Annotated in this window: 16 protein-coding genes; 15 read left to right on the forward strand and 1 reads right to left on the reverse strand. The window is 66.9% G+C overall.

Translation table 11 applies throughout. The features are described from left to right. Nucleotides 1-93 precede the first annotated feature (93 nt). The 5 genes from ruvC to thpR all read left to right on the forward strand — a co-directional run bounded on the left by ruvC (nt 94) and on the right by thpR (nt 3646). Nucleotides 94-585, forward strand: coding sequence for a crossover junction endodeoxyribonuclease RuvC (ruvC, locus tag RLN94_RS09185; protein ID WP_350130115.1), 492 nt, complete (start codon nt 94-96; stop codon nt 583-585). Continuing rightward, complete coding sequence (ruvA, locus tag RLN94_RS09190; RefSeq protein WP_350130117.1) at nt 582-1250, forward strand: Holliday junction branch migration protein RuvA; 669 nt, start codon at nt 582-584, stop codon at nt 1248-1250. The genes ruvC and ruvA overlap by 4 nt, the downstream gene beginning before the upstream one ends. A 54-nt stretch (nt 1251-1304) precedes the next feature. Continuing rightward, entirely contained in the window at nt 1305-2333 is a 1029-nt protein-coding gene (ruvB, locus tag RLN94_RS09195; RefSeq protein WP_350130119.1) for a Holliday junction branch migration DNA helicase RuvB, read from the forward strand. A 111-nt stretch (nt 2334-2444) separates the two neighbouring features. Further along, the gene (locus RLN94_RS09200; RefSeq protein WP_350130121.1) at nt 2445-3074 is read left to right on the forward strand and encodes a hypothetical protein; all 630 of its coding nucleotides are present in this window, start codon (nt 2445-2447) and stop codon (nt 3072-3074) included. A gap of 11 nt (nt 3075-3085) precedes the next feature. Then, nucleotides 3086-3646 carry an RNA 2',3'-cyclic phosphodiesterase gene (thpR, locus tag RLN94_RS09205; protein WP_350130124.1) on the forward strand — a complete coding sequence of 187 codons (561 nt, stop codon included), beginning with the start codon at nt 3086-3088 and terminating at the stop codon, nt 3644-3646. On the opposite strand, the gene RLN94_RS09210 is transcribed toward thpR, so the two are convergent. Then, nucleotides 3643-4449: a mechanosensitive ion channel family protein gene (locus RLN94_RS09210; protein WP_350130126.1), complete on the reverse strand. Its 807-nt coding sequence runs from the start codon at nt 4447-4449 to the stop codon at nt 3643-3645. The two genes, thpR and RLN94_RS09210, sit on opposite strands and share 4 nt — an antisense overlap. A 179-nt stretch (nt 4450-4628) precedes the next feature. Here RLN94_RS09210 and ybgC point away from each other — a divergent pair, with 179 nt between their 5' ends. The 10 genes from ybgC (at nt 4629) to RLN94_RS09260 (ending at nt 14388) form a co-directional block, all read left to right on the forward strand. Next, nucleotides 4629-5015, forward strand: a complete 387-nt coding sequence (gene ybgC / locus RLN94_RS09215; RefSeq protein WP_350130128.1) for a tol-pal system-associated acyl-CoA thioesterase — start codon at nt 4629-4631, stop codon at nt 5013-5015. Between the two features lie 155 nt (nt 5016-5170). After that, complete coding sequence (tolQ, locus tag RLN94_RS09220; protein ID WP_350130130.1) at nt 5171-5866, forward strand: protein TolQ; 696 nt, start codon at nt 5171-5173, stop codon at nt 5864-5866. A gap of 3 nt (nt 5867-5869) precedes the next feature. Next, nucleotides 5870-6340, forward strand: coding sequence for an ExbD/TolR family protein (locus RLN94_RS09225; protein WP_350168850.1), 471 nt, complete (start codon nt 5870-5872; stop codon nt 6338-6340). 10 nt (nt 6341-6350) lie between these two features. Beyond that, entirely contained in the window at nt 6351-7499 is a 1149-nt protein-coding gene (gene tolA / locus RLN94_RS09230) for a cell envelope integrity protein TolA (RefSeq protein WP_350130134.1), read from the forward strand. Continuing rightward, a complete protein-coding gene (gene tolB / locus RLN94_RS09235; protein ID WP_350168852.1) occupies nt 7496-8833 on the forward strand; it encodes a Tol-Pal system beta propeller repeat protein TolB in 1338 nt (445 codons plus the stop codon). Before tolA ends, tolB begins: the two co-directional genes overlap by 4 nt. Before the next feature lie 110 nt (nt 8834-8943). Next, nucleotides 8944-9450 carry a peptidoglycan-associated lipoprotein Pal gene (pal, locus tag RLN94_RS09240; protein WP_350130138.1) on the forward strand — a complete coding sequence of 169 codons (507 nt, stop codon included), beginning with the start codon at nt 8944-8946 and terminating at the stop codon, nt 9448-9450. Between the two features lie 15 nt (nt 9451-9465). Then, nucleotides 9466-10353, forward strand: a complete 888-nt coding sequence (ybgF, locus tag RLN94_RS09245) for a tol-pal system protein YbgF (RefSeq protein ID WP_350130140.1) — start codon at nt 9466-9468, stop codon at nt 10351-10353. After that, nucleotides 10350-11603, forward strand: coding sequence for a tRNA lysidine(34) synthetase TilS (gene tilS / locus RLN94_RS09250; protein ID WP_350130142.1), 1254 nt, complete (start codon nt 10350-10352; stop codon nt 11601-11603). Before ybgF ends, tilS begins: the two co-directional genes overlap by 4 nt. An 80-nt stretch (nt 11604-11683) precedes the next feature. After that, entirely contained in the window at nt 11684-13606 is a 1923-nt protein-coding gene (gene ftsH / locus RLN94_RS09255; RefSeq protein WP_350130144.1) for an ATP-dependent zinc metalloprotease FtsH, read from the forward strand. Between the two features lie 101 nt (nt 13607-13707). Further along, complete coding sequence (locus RLN94_RS09260) at nt 13708-14388, forward strand: methyltransferase domain-containing protein (protein ID WP_502949386.1); 681 nt, start codon at nt 13708-13710, stop codon at nt 14386-14388. Nucleotides 14389-14438 lie beyond the last annotated feature (50 nt).

Consider the following 14438-nt stretch of genomic DNA (forward strand, 5'->3'; position numbering starts at 1 on the left):
AACGCCATCCTTGCAGGCAGGGCCGTAATCCGCTTGGCGTATGTTCCCGTTTCGTGCTAAGCATTGCAAAACGACAAGAACGGGCAGTGGAACATGCGGGTAGTGGGCATCGACCCCGGGTTGCGAAACCTCGGCTGGGGCGTGATCGACGCCGAAGGTAGCCGTTTGACTCATATCGCCAACGGGGTGTGCAAGTCGCAAGGCGCGGATCTTGCCGAACGGCTCCTGTCCCTGCACCGGCAGTTGACCGAAATCCTCAACCGGTTTTCGCCCGAGGCCGCGGCGGTCGAGCAGACCTTTGTCAACAAGGACGGGGCCGGCACGCTCAAGCTGGGGCAGGCCCGCGGCATCGCCGTTCTGGTGCCCGCGCAGTTCGGTCTGGCGGTCGGTGAATACGCCCCCAACACGGTCAAGAAGACGGTCGTCGGCGTGGGTCACGCCGACAAGGTCCAGATCGCCCACATGGTGAAGGTGCAACTGCCCGGTGCCGAAATCGCGGGGCCCGATGCCGCCGACGCGCTGGCCATCGCCATCTGCCACGCCCACCACGTGCGGATGCCGGCGATGCGGAGGGTCGGCACATGATCGGGCGCCTCGCCGGCCGGATCGACTATCGCGCCGCCGACCACGTGCTGATCGACGTGCGCGGCGTGGGCTACCTCGTCTATTGCTCGGAACGGACGTTGCGCGCCCTGCCGGCCACGGGCGAGCACGTGGCGCTTTATACCGATCTGCTGGTGCGCGAGGACCTGCTGCAGCTATACGGTTTCACCACCCTGGCCGAGAAGGAATGGCACCGCCTGCTGATGAGCGTGCAGGGCGTGGGGGCCAAGGCCTCGCTCGCCATTCTCGGCACGCTGGGGCCCGACGGCGTGGGCCGGGCCATCGCGCTGGGCGACTGGAACGCGGTGAAGGCGGCCAAGGGGATCGGGCCGAAGACGGCGCAGCGGGTGGTCAACGAGCTGAAGGACAAGGCGCCGGAGGTAATGGCGATGGCGGCGGTGTCGTCCCAAGCGGCCCCTGCGCCGGACGCCGACGGCGACGTGATTGAACCTGCGATACCTGCCACACCCGCGGCCGCCCCCTCCGGCCCCGGTGCCCAGGCCGAGGCCTTGTCGGCACTCACGAACCTGGGCTATGCCCCGGGAGAGGCCGCCGGCGCCGTGGCGCAGGCGGCGGGCGACGCGCCCGAGGCCGAGACGGCGGAGCTGATCCGCCTGTCGCTCCGCCTGCTGGCGCCGAAAGGGTAGGGAGATGGCACCGCTCACCGGACTTCACAGCCCGTTTCGCCACAAGGCCCCGGCATGACCGGCCCCGACCCGACCCTGCGGCCCGATCCGCTGCCCGAGGATGCCGAGCGCAGCCTGCGCCCGCAGGCATTGCAGGAATTCATTGGCCAGCAGGAGGCCAAGGCCAACCTGCGCGTTTTCATCCAGTCGGCCCGCCAGCGGGGCGAGGCGATGGATCACACACTATTTCACGGCCCCCCCGGCCTCGGCAAGACGACGCTGGCCCAGATCATGGCCAAGGAGCTTGGCGTGGGTTTCCGCATGACCTCTGGCCCGGTGCTGGCCAAGGCGGGCGACCTTGCGGCGATCCTGACCAATCTCGAAGCCAATGACGTGCTCTTCATCGACGAGATTCACCGCCTCAACCCGGCGGTGGAGGAAGTGCTCTACCCGGCGATGGAGGATTTCGAGCTGGACCTCGTGATCGGCGAGGGGCCGGCGGCGCGCACCGTGCGGATCGAGCTGCAGCCCTTCACGCTGGTCGGTGCCACAACGCGGCTGGGCCTGCTGACCACGCCTTTGCGCGACCGGTTCGGCATTCCGACCCGGCTGCAATTCTATACCGAGGACGAGCTGCACGAGATCGTCACCCGTAATGCCCAGCTGCTCGGCGTGCCCGCCGACAATGACGGCGCACGCGAGATCGCCCGCCGCTCGCGCGGCACGCCGCGCATCGCCGGGCGCCTGCTGCGCCGGGTGGTGGATTTCGCGGTGGTCGAGGGCGACGGGCATATCACCAAGGCGCTGGCCGACGGCGCGCTCACCCGGCTGGGGGTCGACCACCTCGGCCTCGACGGCGCCGACCGGCGCTATCTCGCGCTGATCGCCGAGGCCTACCAGGGCGGGCCGGTCGGCATCGAGACCATGAGCGCGGCGCTGTCGGAAAGCCGCGACGCGCTGGAGGAGGTGATCGAGCCCTTCCTGCTGCAACAGGGGTTGATCCAGCGCACGCCGCGCGGGCGTATGCTGGCCCAGCGGGGCTGGCGGCACCTGGGCCTCGAGGTGCCGGGGCCGAAGGGGCAGAACGACCTGTTCGGCAAGTGAGATCGCCCGTGCCGGGCGATGCCTTCGGCGAGGATATTTGGAGCCAGAAGAAGCGAGGGCGGGATTGCGCCGGCGGGTCCGGCTGCGTAAGTCGGGGCCATGGCAGAGACGATGACCCCGCAAGAGATCGAGGCGCTGTTCACCCGCGCCGATGGCAGCTACCTGTTCGCCCGCTGGGGCCGGCCGATCGTGCCGGTCGTGTTCGGGGTCGACGACAAGACGCTTTCCACCGTGAAGGGCGCGCTCGAGGCGGTGGTCGGTCTGGCCGGCCACCAAATGGCAGAGACCGACCCGGAGCTGGGCGTCAACTGCATGTTCTTCTTCTTCCGCGAGTGGGACGAACTGCTCGAGGTTCCCGATCTCGACCGGCTGATCGAGGGGCTGGAGCCCTTGGTGGCCAAGCTGAAGAAGGCCGATGCCAACCAGTACCGCGTCTTCCGCTTCGACGAACAGGACGCGATCAAGGCGGCCTTCGTCTTCCTGCGGATGGATCAGGAGCTGAGCCGGATTCCCGCCGAAACGCTGGCGCTGGGACAGGTGGTGCAGACCATCCTGCTCTGGTCCGACACGGCCTTTACCGACAGCTCGCCGCTGGCGCGGGTGCCCGAGGGTGACCGGGTGATCCTGCGGCCTGATATCGCCGGGGTGATCCGGGCGGGCTATGACCCGGTCATGCCGCCCGTCGCACAGGACCCGAGCCATGCGCTCAGGCTGGCGGCAAGGGTCGGGCGGACGCAGTAGGGGCCGCGGCGATGCGCAGCTTTCTCGCCATTCCCGTCCCCGAGGAACAGGCCGAGCCCCTGCTCGATGTGCAGCATGCGCTGGAAGTGGGCCGGCCGGTGCCGCCTGAGAACTGGCATGTGACGCTGGCCTTCCTCGGCAACCAGCCGGAGGACGTGCTTGAGCAACTGCACGACAGGCTGTCGGAGCTGGACGCGCCCGCCCTCGACATGCGCATCGCCGGGGTCGACATTTTCGGCGGCCGCAAGCCCAGCCTGCTATACGCCGGGGTGGACATGTCGGAGGCCCTCGGCCACCTGCGCAAGAAGGTCCGCCAGGTGGTGCGCAGCGCGGGCATCGACTTGCCCCGCGAACGCTTCCGCCCGCATGTCACGCTGGCGCGGTTTCGCAAGCGGATGACCATGCTTGAAACCCAGCGCATCGCCGGTGTCCTGGAAGCCTGGGGCGATGTCGAGGCCGGGGTGATCCCGGTCGGGCATTTCACTCTCTACCGCTCGATCGCCGGACCGGATGACATGATCTACGAACCGCTGGCCGAATACCCGCTCGGCCAGCGGTCCGAAGGGGATTAGCCGTCCCGCTTGATCTCGACCGAGTGCGGATAGGGGATCGAGATGCCGCCCTTGTCGAAGGCCTCCTTCACCGCCTTCGTCATGTCGAACTTGAGGTTCCAGTAATCGGCGGCATTGCACCACAGGCGCACGCCCAGGTCGACACTGCTGTCGCCCAGGTTGGTGACCCGGACCCAGGGTTCGGGGTCCTCGAAGACGCGCGTGTCGGCCTTCGCGAGATCGAGGATGATCTGCATGGCCCTGTCGGGATCGTCGGCATAGTCGATGCCGAAAGACAGGTCACAGCGCCGGGTGTCATGATGGGAATAATTGGTGATGATCGACCCCCACGCCTGGCCGTTGGGCACGATGATCTGCACGTTGTCGGGCGTGACAAGCTCGGTCACGAAGAGATTGATGTCGACCACCGTGCCGGCGGTGCCGCCGATATCGACGAACTGGCCGTTCTTGTAGGGCCGGAACAGGATGATCATGAACCCCGCCGCCAGATCGCCCAGCGTGCCCTGAAGCGCAAGGCCGATGGCCAGCGTCGCGGCGCCCAGTACGGCGACGAGGCTGGTCGCCTCGATCCCGAACAGGCCGAGGATGGCAGTCAGCACCATCAGCAGGATCACCCACTTGGCGATGCTGGCGGCGAAATTGCCGATCGTGTTGTCGATCTTCGGATTGGCATTGACGCGGCGCCGGATCAGCCCGCTGACGGCCCCGGCGACGATCCAGCCGAGGATCAGGACGACGAGCGCCTTGACCGCATTGATGACCAGCGGAGCGTATCCGTTGGCCGTTTCCATGAATCCTTCCATCTGTCCCTCCTGCTGTCACCGCTGCCCGGGCTTGTACTGTAATTGCAATTGTCCCAGGGAAATCGTTGCCAGAGCTTGGCCGGAAAATAAAGGCCGCACGGACGGGAAGGCGTGATTAATCGCGATCGGCCCCACGATTCGGGTTTCGGCCCCGAATATCACCGGTTAACGTCCGCGGCATGACTCACCGCTTCGCCATCCGCGTCTATTACGAAGACACCGACATGGGCGGCATCGTCTACCATGCGAATTTCCTCAAGTTCATCGAACGGGCCCGCAGCGAGTGGGTCGCCGGGCTGGGGCTCGACCAGAACGCGATGCGCGACAGGGGCGTGGTCTTCGCGGTGCGCCGGGTTGAAGCGGAGTTTCTGCTGCCCGCGCGCTACGGCGATGACCTCGAGGTGCGCACGACGACCGCCTCGGTCAGCGGCGCGCGGCTGGTGATGGACCAGGTGGTTCTCCGCGGCGGCCAGCGGCTGTTCGAGGCCCAGGTGACCGTGGCCTGCATGAACCTCGCCGGACAGCCGGTCAGGCTGCCGGCGGAGGTCCGCAAACGCCTTCATTAGAAGCGGAGAACGGCAAATATCCGCCGCAGTCTGCCCGCGTGTCACCACTGACGCGGAAGTGATGGCTTTCCTTATGGATTTCCGCTAGGTTCCGGGGCAATGAGGCCGGTGAACAAGGCCCTTCGGGACGAAACGACGTCAAAAAGAGCAGGCAGATGGAAGCAGAAACCCTGGCAATGGCACAGGAGATGGATTTCTCCATGTGGGCGCTGTTTGCGCGTGCCACGATCGTAGTCAAACTGGTGATGATCATGCTGATCGTCGCCTCTTTCTGGGCATGGTCGATCATCATCCAGAAAATCATCATGTATCGCCGCGCCCGGACCGAGGCCGACCGCTTCGATGCCCGGTTCTGGTCCGGCGAACCACTGGATGAGCTGTTCGACGAGATCGGCCCCGATCCCAGCGGCCAGTCGGAACGGGTCTTCGCCGCCGGCATGATGGAATGGCGGCGATCCCATCGCGACGATGGCAAGCTGATCCCCGGCGCGACCGCACGGATCGACCGGAACATGGACGTGGCCGTCGCCAAGGAGGCGGATTCGCTGCAGAGCGGGCTGTCGGTGCTGGCCACGGTCGGCTCGACGGCGCCGTTCATCGGCCTGTTCGGCACGGTCTGGGGCATCATGCACGCCTTCATCGGTATCGCCGAGCAGCAGAACACCAACATCGCCGTCGTGGCGCCTGGCATTGCCGAGGCACTGCTGGCCACAGGGCTGGGCCTGCTGGCCGCCATCCCCGCGGTGATCTTCTACAACAAGCTCAGCGGCGACAGCGACCGGATCGTGGCGGGCTACGAGGCCTTCGCCGACGAGTTCTCGACCATCCTCAGCCGCCAGCTGGACGGCTGACCCATGGGCGCAGGTGTCGTTCAGAAAACCGGAGACGGCGGCCGCAGGCGGCGCGGGCGCGGGCGCTCGCGCCCGAAGGCCGAGATCAACGGCACGCCCATCGTCGACGTCATGCGGGTGTTGCTGATCATCTTCATGGTGGCGGCGCCGCGGATGACCGTCGGCGTGCCGGTGGAATTGCCCAAGACCGCCGCCAGCGCCCTGCCGACCGAACAGGAGGAGCCGCTGACCGTGACGATCACGCCCGAGGGCACGGTGATGCTGCAAACCACCGAGATCGCCACCGAGCAGCTTGTCACGCGCCTTCGCGCCATTGCGGCCGAGCGCGAGAGCACGCGGATATTCCTGCGGGCTGACGGCAACGTGCCCTATGCGCTGGTGATGCAGGTGATGGGTGCGCTCAACCGGGGCGGATTCTCCAATATCGGCCTCGTGACCGATACCGGCGGGCCGACGCTCGACGAGGACGGCTGACGCGTGCGGCATGAACACCGGTCAGATCATATCCGGGGCCGGACACGCTGGCCTGATCTTCTGGGCTCTGTTCGGAGGGGCGTTCAGTGACGTGCCGCCGCCCAATGAAGTGACAGAGGTCACCGCCATCTCGGCCGAGGACTATGCCGCGCTGATGGCGCCGGAACAGTCGCCCGAAGCCGTGGCCAATGTCGACACGCCCGAGCCGCCCGAGGCGGGCGAAGCGCCGGGCATGACGTCCGAGGCCGACGCCGTTCCCGAGACGGCCCAGCCCGAGGTGGCCGAGACCGCCGAACCCGACACGCCCCCCGAGGTGACCGAGCCCGATCCGCCCGCACAGGCCGAGGTCAGCGAGGAACCCCCCGTCATGCAGCCCCCGCAGGAGGATACGGCGGCGCTGGTCCCCGACCGCTCGCCCGAGACCCGCCCGCGCGAGGCGCCCCGCGTGGCCCCCGAACCCGTCGCCCCGCCCGAGCCGGACGTGCAGATCGACGATGTCGACCAGCAGGAGTCGGCGCCCGACGAAAGCGCCGAGCCGGTCGAGGAGGATCAGGAGGAAACCGCCCGCGAAGAGGCCACCACCGAGATCGTGACCGAGGCTGACGAGCCCGCAGATGCGGCGCCCAGCCGCTCGCTGCGCCCGCGCACCCGGCCCACCCGCCAGGCCGAGGCGGAGCCCGAGCCCGAGGCCGATCCCCAGCCCGCCGCGCAGGAGCCGGAACAGACCGAAACTGCGGCCCCGCAAAGCCCCGAGGTCGACGAGAACGCCGTCGAGAACGCGCTCGCCGAAGCCCTGGGCGGAAGCGAGACGCAGGCTGACAGCACCCCCTCCGGCCCGCCGCTTACCGCGGGCGAGAAGGAAGGGCTGCGCGTTGCCGTGCAGCAATGCTGGAACGTCGGCAGCCTGTCGTCCGAAGCGCTTGCCACGACCGTCGTCGTCGGCGTGTCGATGTCGGAAGACGGCCGGCCGATTACCGCGTCGATCGAAATGCTCGGCTCGTCCGGGGGAAGCAACTCGGCCGCACAACAGGCTTTCGAGGCCGCCCGCCGCGCGATCATCCGCTGCGGCGCGGCCGGCTACAAATTGCCACCGGAGAAGTATGATCAGTGGCGTGACATTGAAATGACATTCAATCCGGAGAAAATGAGGATCAAATGATGCGATACATGCTCAGCCTCCTTGCGGCCCTTCACATGCTGGCCGCGCCCGCCCTCGCCCAGGACACGGCCGAGAGAGACGGGCCACTCCGGATCGAGATCACCGAGGGTGTGATCGAGCCGTTGCCCTATGCCATACCGTCCTTCGTGGCCGACACGGCGGCGGCGTCTGAATGGGCTGACAAGATTTCCCGCGTCGTCGCCTCTGACCTGAACGGCACCGGCCTCTTCCGCGAGATCCCGGCAGAGGCGCATATCGCGCGGATCAGCAACTTCTCCAGCCCGGTGCAGTTCTCGGACTGGAAGGCGATCAATGCGCAGGCGCTGATCACCGGCGCCGTCAGAACCGAAGGGTCGGGGCGGATCGTGGTCAGCTTCCGCCTCTACGACGTCTTCGCGGGGCAGGAGATGGGGCAGGGCCTGCAGCTTGTCGGCACCGAACAAGGCTGGCGCCGCATCGCCCACAAGGTGGCCGACCAGGTCTACAGCCGGCTGACCGGCGAAGACCCGTATTTCGACAGCCGGGTGGTCTTCGTTTCGGAAGACGGGCCGAAGGATGCGCGCCAGAAGCGGCTGGCGATCATGGATTACGATGGCGCCAACGTCACCTATCTGACCGACAGTTCGTCGCTGGTACTGGCGCCCCGGTTCTCGCCGCAGGGGGACCAGGTGCTCTACACCGGCTACGAATCCGGCTTCCCGCGCATTTACGTGCTGAACGTCGAAACCGTGGGGCGGCGCGTGCTGGAAAGCCAGGACGGCACGATGAGCTTCGCGCCGCGCTTCGCCCCCGACGGGCAGACAGTGGTCTACAGCCTGACACGCGGCGGCAATACCGACCTCTATTCCATGCAGATCGGTTCGGGTCAGAGCACGCGGCTCACCAACGCGCCCTCGATCGAAACCGCCCCAAGCTTCAGCCCCGACGGCAGCCGCATGGTCTTTGAAAGCGACCGCTCCGGCACGCCGCAGCTTTACATCATGCCCGCCGGCGGCGGCGAGGCGCAGCGGATCAGCTTCGGGCTGGGCCGCTCCGGCACGCCGGTCTGGTCGCCGCGCGGCGACCTCATCGCCTTCACCAAGCAGTCGAAGGGCCGCTTCCATATCGGCGTCATGCGCACCGACGGCAGCGAGGAACGCCTGCTGACCGCGTCGTTCCTCGACGAGGGGCCGACATGGGCACCGAACGGCCGGGTCATCATGTTCTCGCGCGAGACACAGGGCGCGCAGGGCAGCACCAGCCTCTATTCCGTGGACATCACCGGCCGGAACCTGAAACAGGTGCCGACACCCTCCGGTGCGTCCGACCCTTCCTGGTCGCCCCTTCAAAAATGAGCGTTATGGAGAAAGGCCCGCGTTTCCAACGCCGCACCGCTGTGCTAGAAGATGCACGAGGGCCAGGATCAACATTGGACCGAGACAAATCTGATACGTGAGGCATCGACATGACTTTTCTCAGCAAGACAATCCTGGTGGTGGCGGGGCTGGCCCTGGCCGCCTGCAGCAACCCCGACCGTTTCGACGAGTCCGGCTCTGCATCCGCCAACGCGAACGCGAGCATTGCCGGCACCGCACAAGATCCGACGTCGCCGCTCTACTTCCAGCAGGCCGTGGGTGACCGCGTGCTCTTCGAGGTGGACCAGTCCAACCTGTCGCCCACCGCGACCGCCACGCTTGACGGCCAGGCTCTGTGGCTGATGCGCAATGCCGATTACAACGCCGTCATCGAAGGCCACGCCGACGAGCAGGGCACGCGCGAATACAACGTGGCCCTGGGGGCGCGACGGGCCAACTCGGTTCAGGAATACCTGATCACCAAGGGCGTGGCCGCCAGCCGGCTCAAGGTCGTGTCCTACGGCAAGGAACGCCCGATCGAGATCTGCAGCGAGGAAGCCTGCTATGCCAAGAACCGCCGTGCGGTGACGGTGATCTCGGCCGGGCCGACGAGCTAAGGGGGTATGGCCGTCATGCGCCCGGTTTGGATTGGACTTCTGGTTGCCGTTCTGGCCACGGCCGGCGCGGGCCATGCACAGAACAGGGACGAAACCCTCGCCGACATCCGACAGGAGATGTCGGTGCTTTACGTCGAGTTGCAGAAACTCAAACGCGAGCTCAGCACCACGGGCGGCGTCAGCAGCGCGCAGATCGGCGGCTCGGTGATCGACCGGGTCGGCGCCATCGAAAGCGAGCTTCAGCGACTGACCTCGAAGACCGAGGAGCTGGAGTTCCGTATCGACCAGGTGGTCAATGACGGCACCAACCGGCTGGGCGACCTCGAGTTCCGTCTCTGCGAGCTCGAGACCGATTGCGATGTTGGCCAGCTCGGTCAGAGCACCACGCTGGGCGGCACCGCGCCTTCGACCGGCAGCACCGCCGGATCGCAGTCGGGGACCAGCGGCAGCATCGGCAGTGACAGCTCGTCCAGCAACACCGCCACCGGTACCGGCTCGGACACGAGCGGCGTGCAGATGGCGGTGGGCGAGCAGGCCGATTACGACCAGGCTGCCAAGGCGATGGAGGAGGGCGACTACGCCGCCGCCGCCGAGCAGTTCGCGCTGTTCATCAAGAACTATCCCGGCAGCCCGCTGGAGGCCGAGGCCGGGATCAAACGGGGCGAGGCACTGGAGAAGGCGGGCGAAACCTCCAAGGCCGCCCGCGCCTATCTCGACACGTTCAGCGCCGCCCCGAACGGGCCCAAGGCCGCCGATGCGCTGTTCCGGCTGGGCCGGGCGCTGGGCCAGCTTGGCCAGACCGAAGAGGCCTGCGTGACCCTGTCCGAGGTCGGCTTCCGCTTTCCCAACTCCCAGCCCGCGCAAAGCGCACAGGCCGAAAGAAAGGCCCTCTCCTGCCAGTGACCGACCTGCCCGCGCGGCTGCGACAACAGATCGCCGGAGCGATTGGCGCGGACAGGCCAGACCGGCTCGGCGTGGCCGTGTCCGGCGGAAGCGACTCGCTGGCCCTTCTGACATTGCTGAACGACTGGCGCGCCACCGGCGGCCCCGATCTGTATGCCGTCACGGTCGACCATGGCCTGCGGTCCGAGGCGGCGGAGGAGGCGCGCATGGTCGCGCGTCTCTGCGAAGGCTGGAACATCTCTCACGCCACCCTGAAATGGGAGGGTTGGGACGGCACCGGCAACCTGCCGGATACCGCGCGCCGCGCGCGCTACGGACTCATGGCGGATTGGGCAGCGGAAACGGGCATTTCCGCCATTGCCGTGGCCCATACTGCCGATGACCAAGCGGAAACCTTCCTGATGCGGCTGGCCCGCGCGGCCGGGCTCGACGGGCTGTCGGCCATGGCGCCGCGCTGGCAGCAAGGGGGCGTCACCTTCCTGCGGCCGGTCCTCAGTGCCACCCGGGAAGACCTGCGCGAAGTCCTGCGCGCCCGTGGCATCACATGGGCCGACGACCCGACCAACGCCGACCCGGCCTATGAACGCGTGCGGGCACGGCAGGTGCTCGAAACCCTAGCGCCGCTCGGCATCGAGGCGGCCACGCTGGCCGAGGTTGCGGGCAACCTTGCCGACGCCCGCGATATCGTTGACACCCAAGTGGCCTTCGCCGCGCGGAACGTGGCCCGGATCGAGGCGGGCGACGTGCTTATCGACCGCACCGCGCTGGCCCGGATCGAGCCCGAGATCACCCGGCGCCTGTTGCAGAAGGCGATCCTCTGGATCAGTGGCGCCGATTACCCGCCGCGCGGGCCAGCCCTCAAACGGGTGATGCGCGCCATTGACGCAGGCGAAAGCGCCACCCTGCACGGCTGCCGCTTCATCACCCGGGCGGGCGCGCTTCGCATCACGCGGGAAGAGCGGGCCGTGGCGGGGATCACTGCCCGACCGGGCGAGCCCTGGGATGGCCGCTGGCGCCTCTCCGGCCCCGAGACGGAAGGCGCCATCGTTGCAGCCTTGGGCGAAAACGGGCTCAGGCACTGCCCGAACCGGCGAAATTCCGCGTTGCCGGCCGCCTCACTGCGCGCCTCTCCGGCCGTCTGGCAGGGCGAGACCTTGCTGGCCGCGCCGCTGGCCGGGCTCGACAACGGCTGGACGGCAGAGCTCGTGCGCCGGGAAAACCACGACTTTGCCGCACTAATATCGCATTGAACCGCCAGAGATGATGGCTATTTTAGACAGGTACCGCTTGTGCTAGAGCAAGCCGACCCCCTTCTGTTAGGAGAATGTCCTTGGGTAACGCGAGAAACATAGCCTTCTGGCTGGTGCTCTTTCTGCTGATACTGGCGCTGTTCAATCTGTTCAGCGGCTCAGGCAGTACCCTGCAAAGCAAGCAGATCCGTTACTCCGAATTCGTGCAGGCGGTCGAGGACGAAACGGTCAGCCAGGTGACGCTGGATGGCGAGAACGTGCGCTTTCGTAGCACGGACGGTCAGGATTACGTGACCATCAAGCCGGAAGACGCGGAACTCACGCCGATGCTGATCGAGCGCGACATTCCGATCACGGCAGAGCCGCAGGAGCAATCCGGCTTCCAGACCTTCCTGATCTCGCTCCTGCCCTTCGCGCTTCTCATCGGCGTGTGGATCTACTTCATGAACCGCATGCAGGGCGGCCGCGGCGGCGGGGCCATGGGCTTCGGCAAGTCCAAGGCCAAGATGCTGACCGAGAAGCATGGCCGCGTGACCTTCGACGACGTGGCCGGCATCGACGAGGCCAAGGAAGAGCTCGAAGAGATCGTCGAATTCCTTCGCAATCCGCAGAAATTCTCGCGCCTCGGCGGCAAGATCCCCAAGGGCGCGCTGCTGGTCGGCCCTCCGGGCACCGGTAAGACGCTTCTGGCCCGCGCCATCGCGGGTGAGGCGGGCGTGCCCTTCTTCACCATTTCCGGCTCGGACTTCGTCGAGATGTTCGTGGGTGTCGGCGCTTCCCGCGTGCGAGACATGTTCGAACAGGCCAAGAAGAACGCGCCCTGCATCGTGTTCATCGACGAAATCGACGCCGTCGGCCGCCACCGTGGCGCCGGTTATGGCGGCGGCAATGACGAGCGCGAGCAGACCCTCAACCAGCTTCTGGTCGAGATGGACGGGTTCGAGGCCAACGAAGGCGTGATCATCATCGCGGCCACCAACCGGAAAGACGTGCTCGACCCCGCGCTGCTGCGTCCCGGCCGGTTCGACCGCCAGATCACCGTGCCCAACCCCGACATCAAGGGCCGCGAGAAGATCCTTGCCGTCCATGCCCGCAAGACCCCGCTTGGTCCGGATGTCGACCTCCGGATCATCGCCCGCGGCACGCCCGGTTTCTCCGGCGCCGACCTTGCCAACCTCGTGAACGAGGCGGCGCTGATGGCGGCCCGCGTGGGCCGGCGTTTCGTCACCATGGACGATTTCGAGAACGCCAAGGACAAGGTGATGATGGGGGCCGAGCGCCGCTCGATGGTCCTGACCGACGACCAGAAGGAAAAGACCGCCTATCACGAGGCGGGGCACGCCATCGTCGGCCTTGCCCTGCCGAAATGCGACCCGGTCTACAAGGCCACGATCATCCCGCGCGGCGGCGCGCTGGGCATGGTGGTCAGCCTCCCCGAGATCGACCGCCTGAACTGGCACAAGTCGGAATGCGAGCAGAAGCTGGCGATGACCATGGCCGGCAAGGCCGCCGAGATCATCAAGTACGGCCCCGACAACGTGTCGAACGGCCCGGCCGGCGATATCCAGCAGGCCAGCGGCCTGGCCCGCGCCATGGTCCTGCGCTGGGGCATGTCCGACAAGGTCGGCAACGTGGATTACGAACAGGCCCACGAGGGCTACATGGGCAACGCAGCCGGCGGGTTCTCGGTCTCGGCGCACACCAAGGAACTGATCGAGGAAGAGGTCAAGCGCCTGATCGACGAGGCCTACGAGCACGCCCACAAGATCCTGAGCGAGAAGAAAGACGAGTGGGAACGCCTGGCCCAGGGCCTGCTGGAATACGAAACCCTGACCGGCGAGGAGATCGAGCGCGTGATCCGCGGCGAGCCGCCTGAATCCGACGATGACGGCAGCGCCCCCGAGAAGGAGGAAAAGCCCTCGGTCACGGCCATTCCCAAGACCAAGCCCAAGTCGTCGCCGGGCTCCGGCGAAGGCGGAATGGAGCCCGAACCCTCCACGTGACGACCAAGGCACGAAGTTCAGACTGGAACCCGGGCGCCTATGCCCGGTTCCACGATTTGCGCCTTCGCCCCGGTCTCGACCTGTTGAACGCGGTCAGCCAGATGGGGGCGGGCGACATCGTCGATCTCGGCTGCGGCAACGGGGCGATGGGCGATGCGCTCAAGGCCCGAGCCGGCGGGCGCGACGTGATCGGCGTCGATGCCTCGCCCGCTATGCTGGACAAGGCCCGCCAGGCCCAGGCCTATTCCAAGCTGCAACAGGCCGATATCCGCGACTGGCACCCCAACCGGCCGCCGGGTCTGATCCTGTCCAACGCCGCGCTGCACTGGGTCGGCGGGCATGAAAAGCTCATGCCGCGGCTGGTTTCGATGTTGGGCAAGGGCGGTACCCTCGCCGTTCAGATGCCGCATCAGAACAAGGCCCCGTCCCACCGGGTCTGGTTGACCCTCGTGGAAGAGCTGTTTCCCGGCCGTGTCGAGAAGATGGGCACGCCCGGCGTGATGGCCCCGGTGAAATACGAGGAGCTGCTCGGCTCGAAGGGGCAGTTCCGCATGTGGGACACCGAGTATTACCAGCGGCTCGTGGCCGAGGGCGGCAGTCACCCCGTGCGCCGCTTCACGGAAAGCACCTATGCCCGCCCGGTGCTGCAGGTGCTGGACGAGGACGAGAAAGCCGAATTGATCCGCCGGTACGAGGATGTCATGCGCGCGGCCTACCCGGTGCGCAAGGACGGATCGGTCCTGTTCCCCTTCCGGCGGCTGTTCTTCACTCTCACCGTCTGACGCGCGCCCGCATGGCGCGATTGTTCCGAGCACAAGTTACCGATTGACCC

The sequence above is a fragment of the Roseovarius sp. genome (genome assembly GCF_040223625.1).
GTDB lineage: Bacteria > Pseudomonadota > Alphaproteobacteria > Rhodobacterales > Rhodobacteraceae > Roseovarius.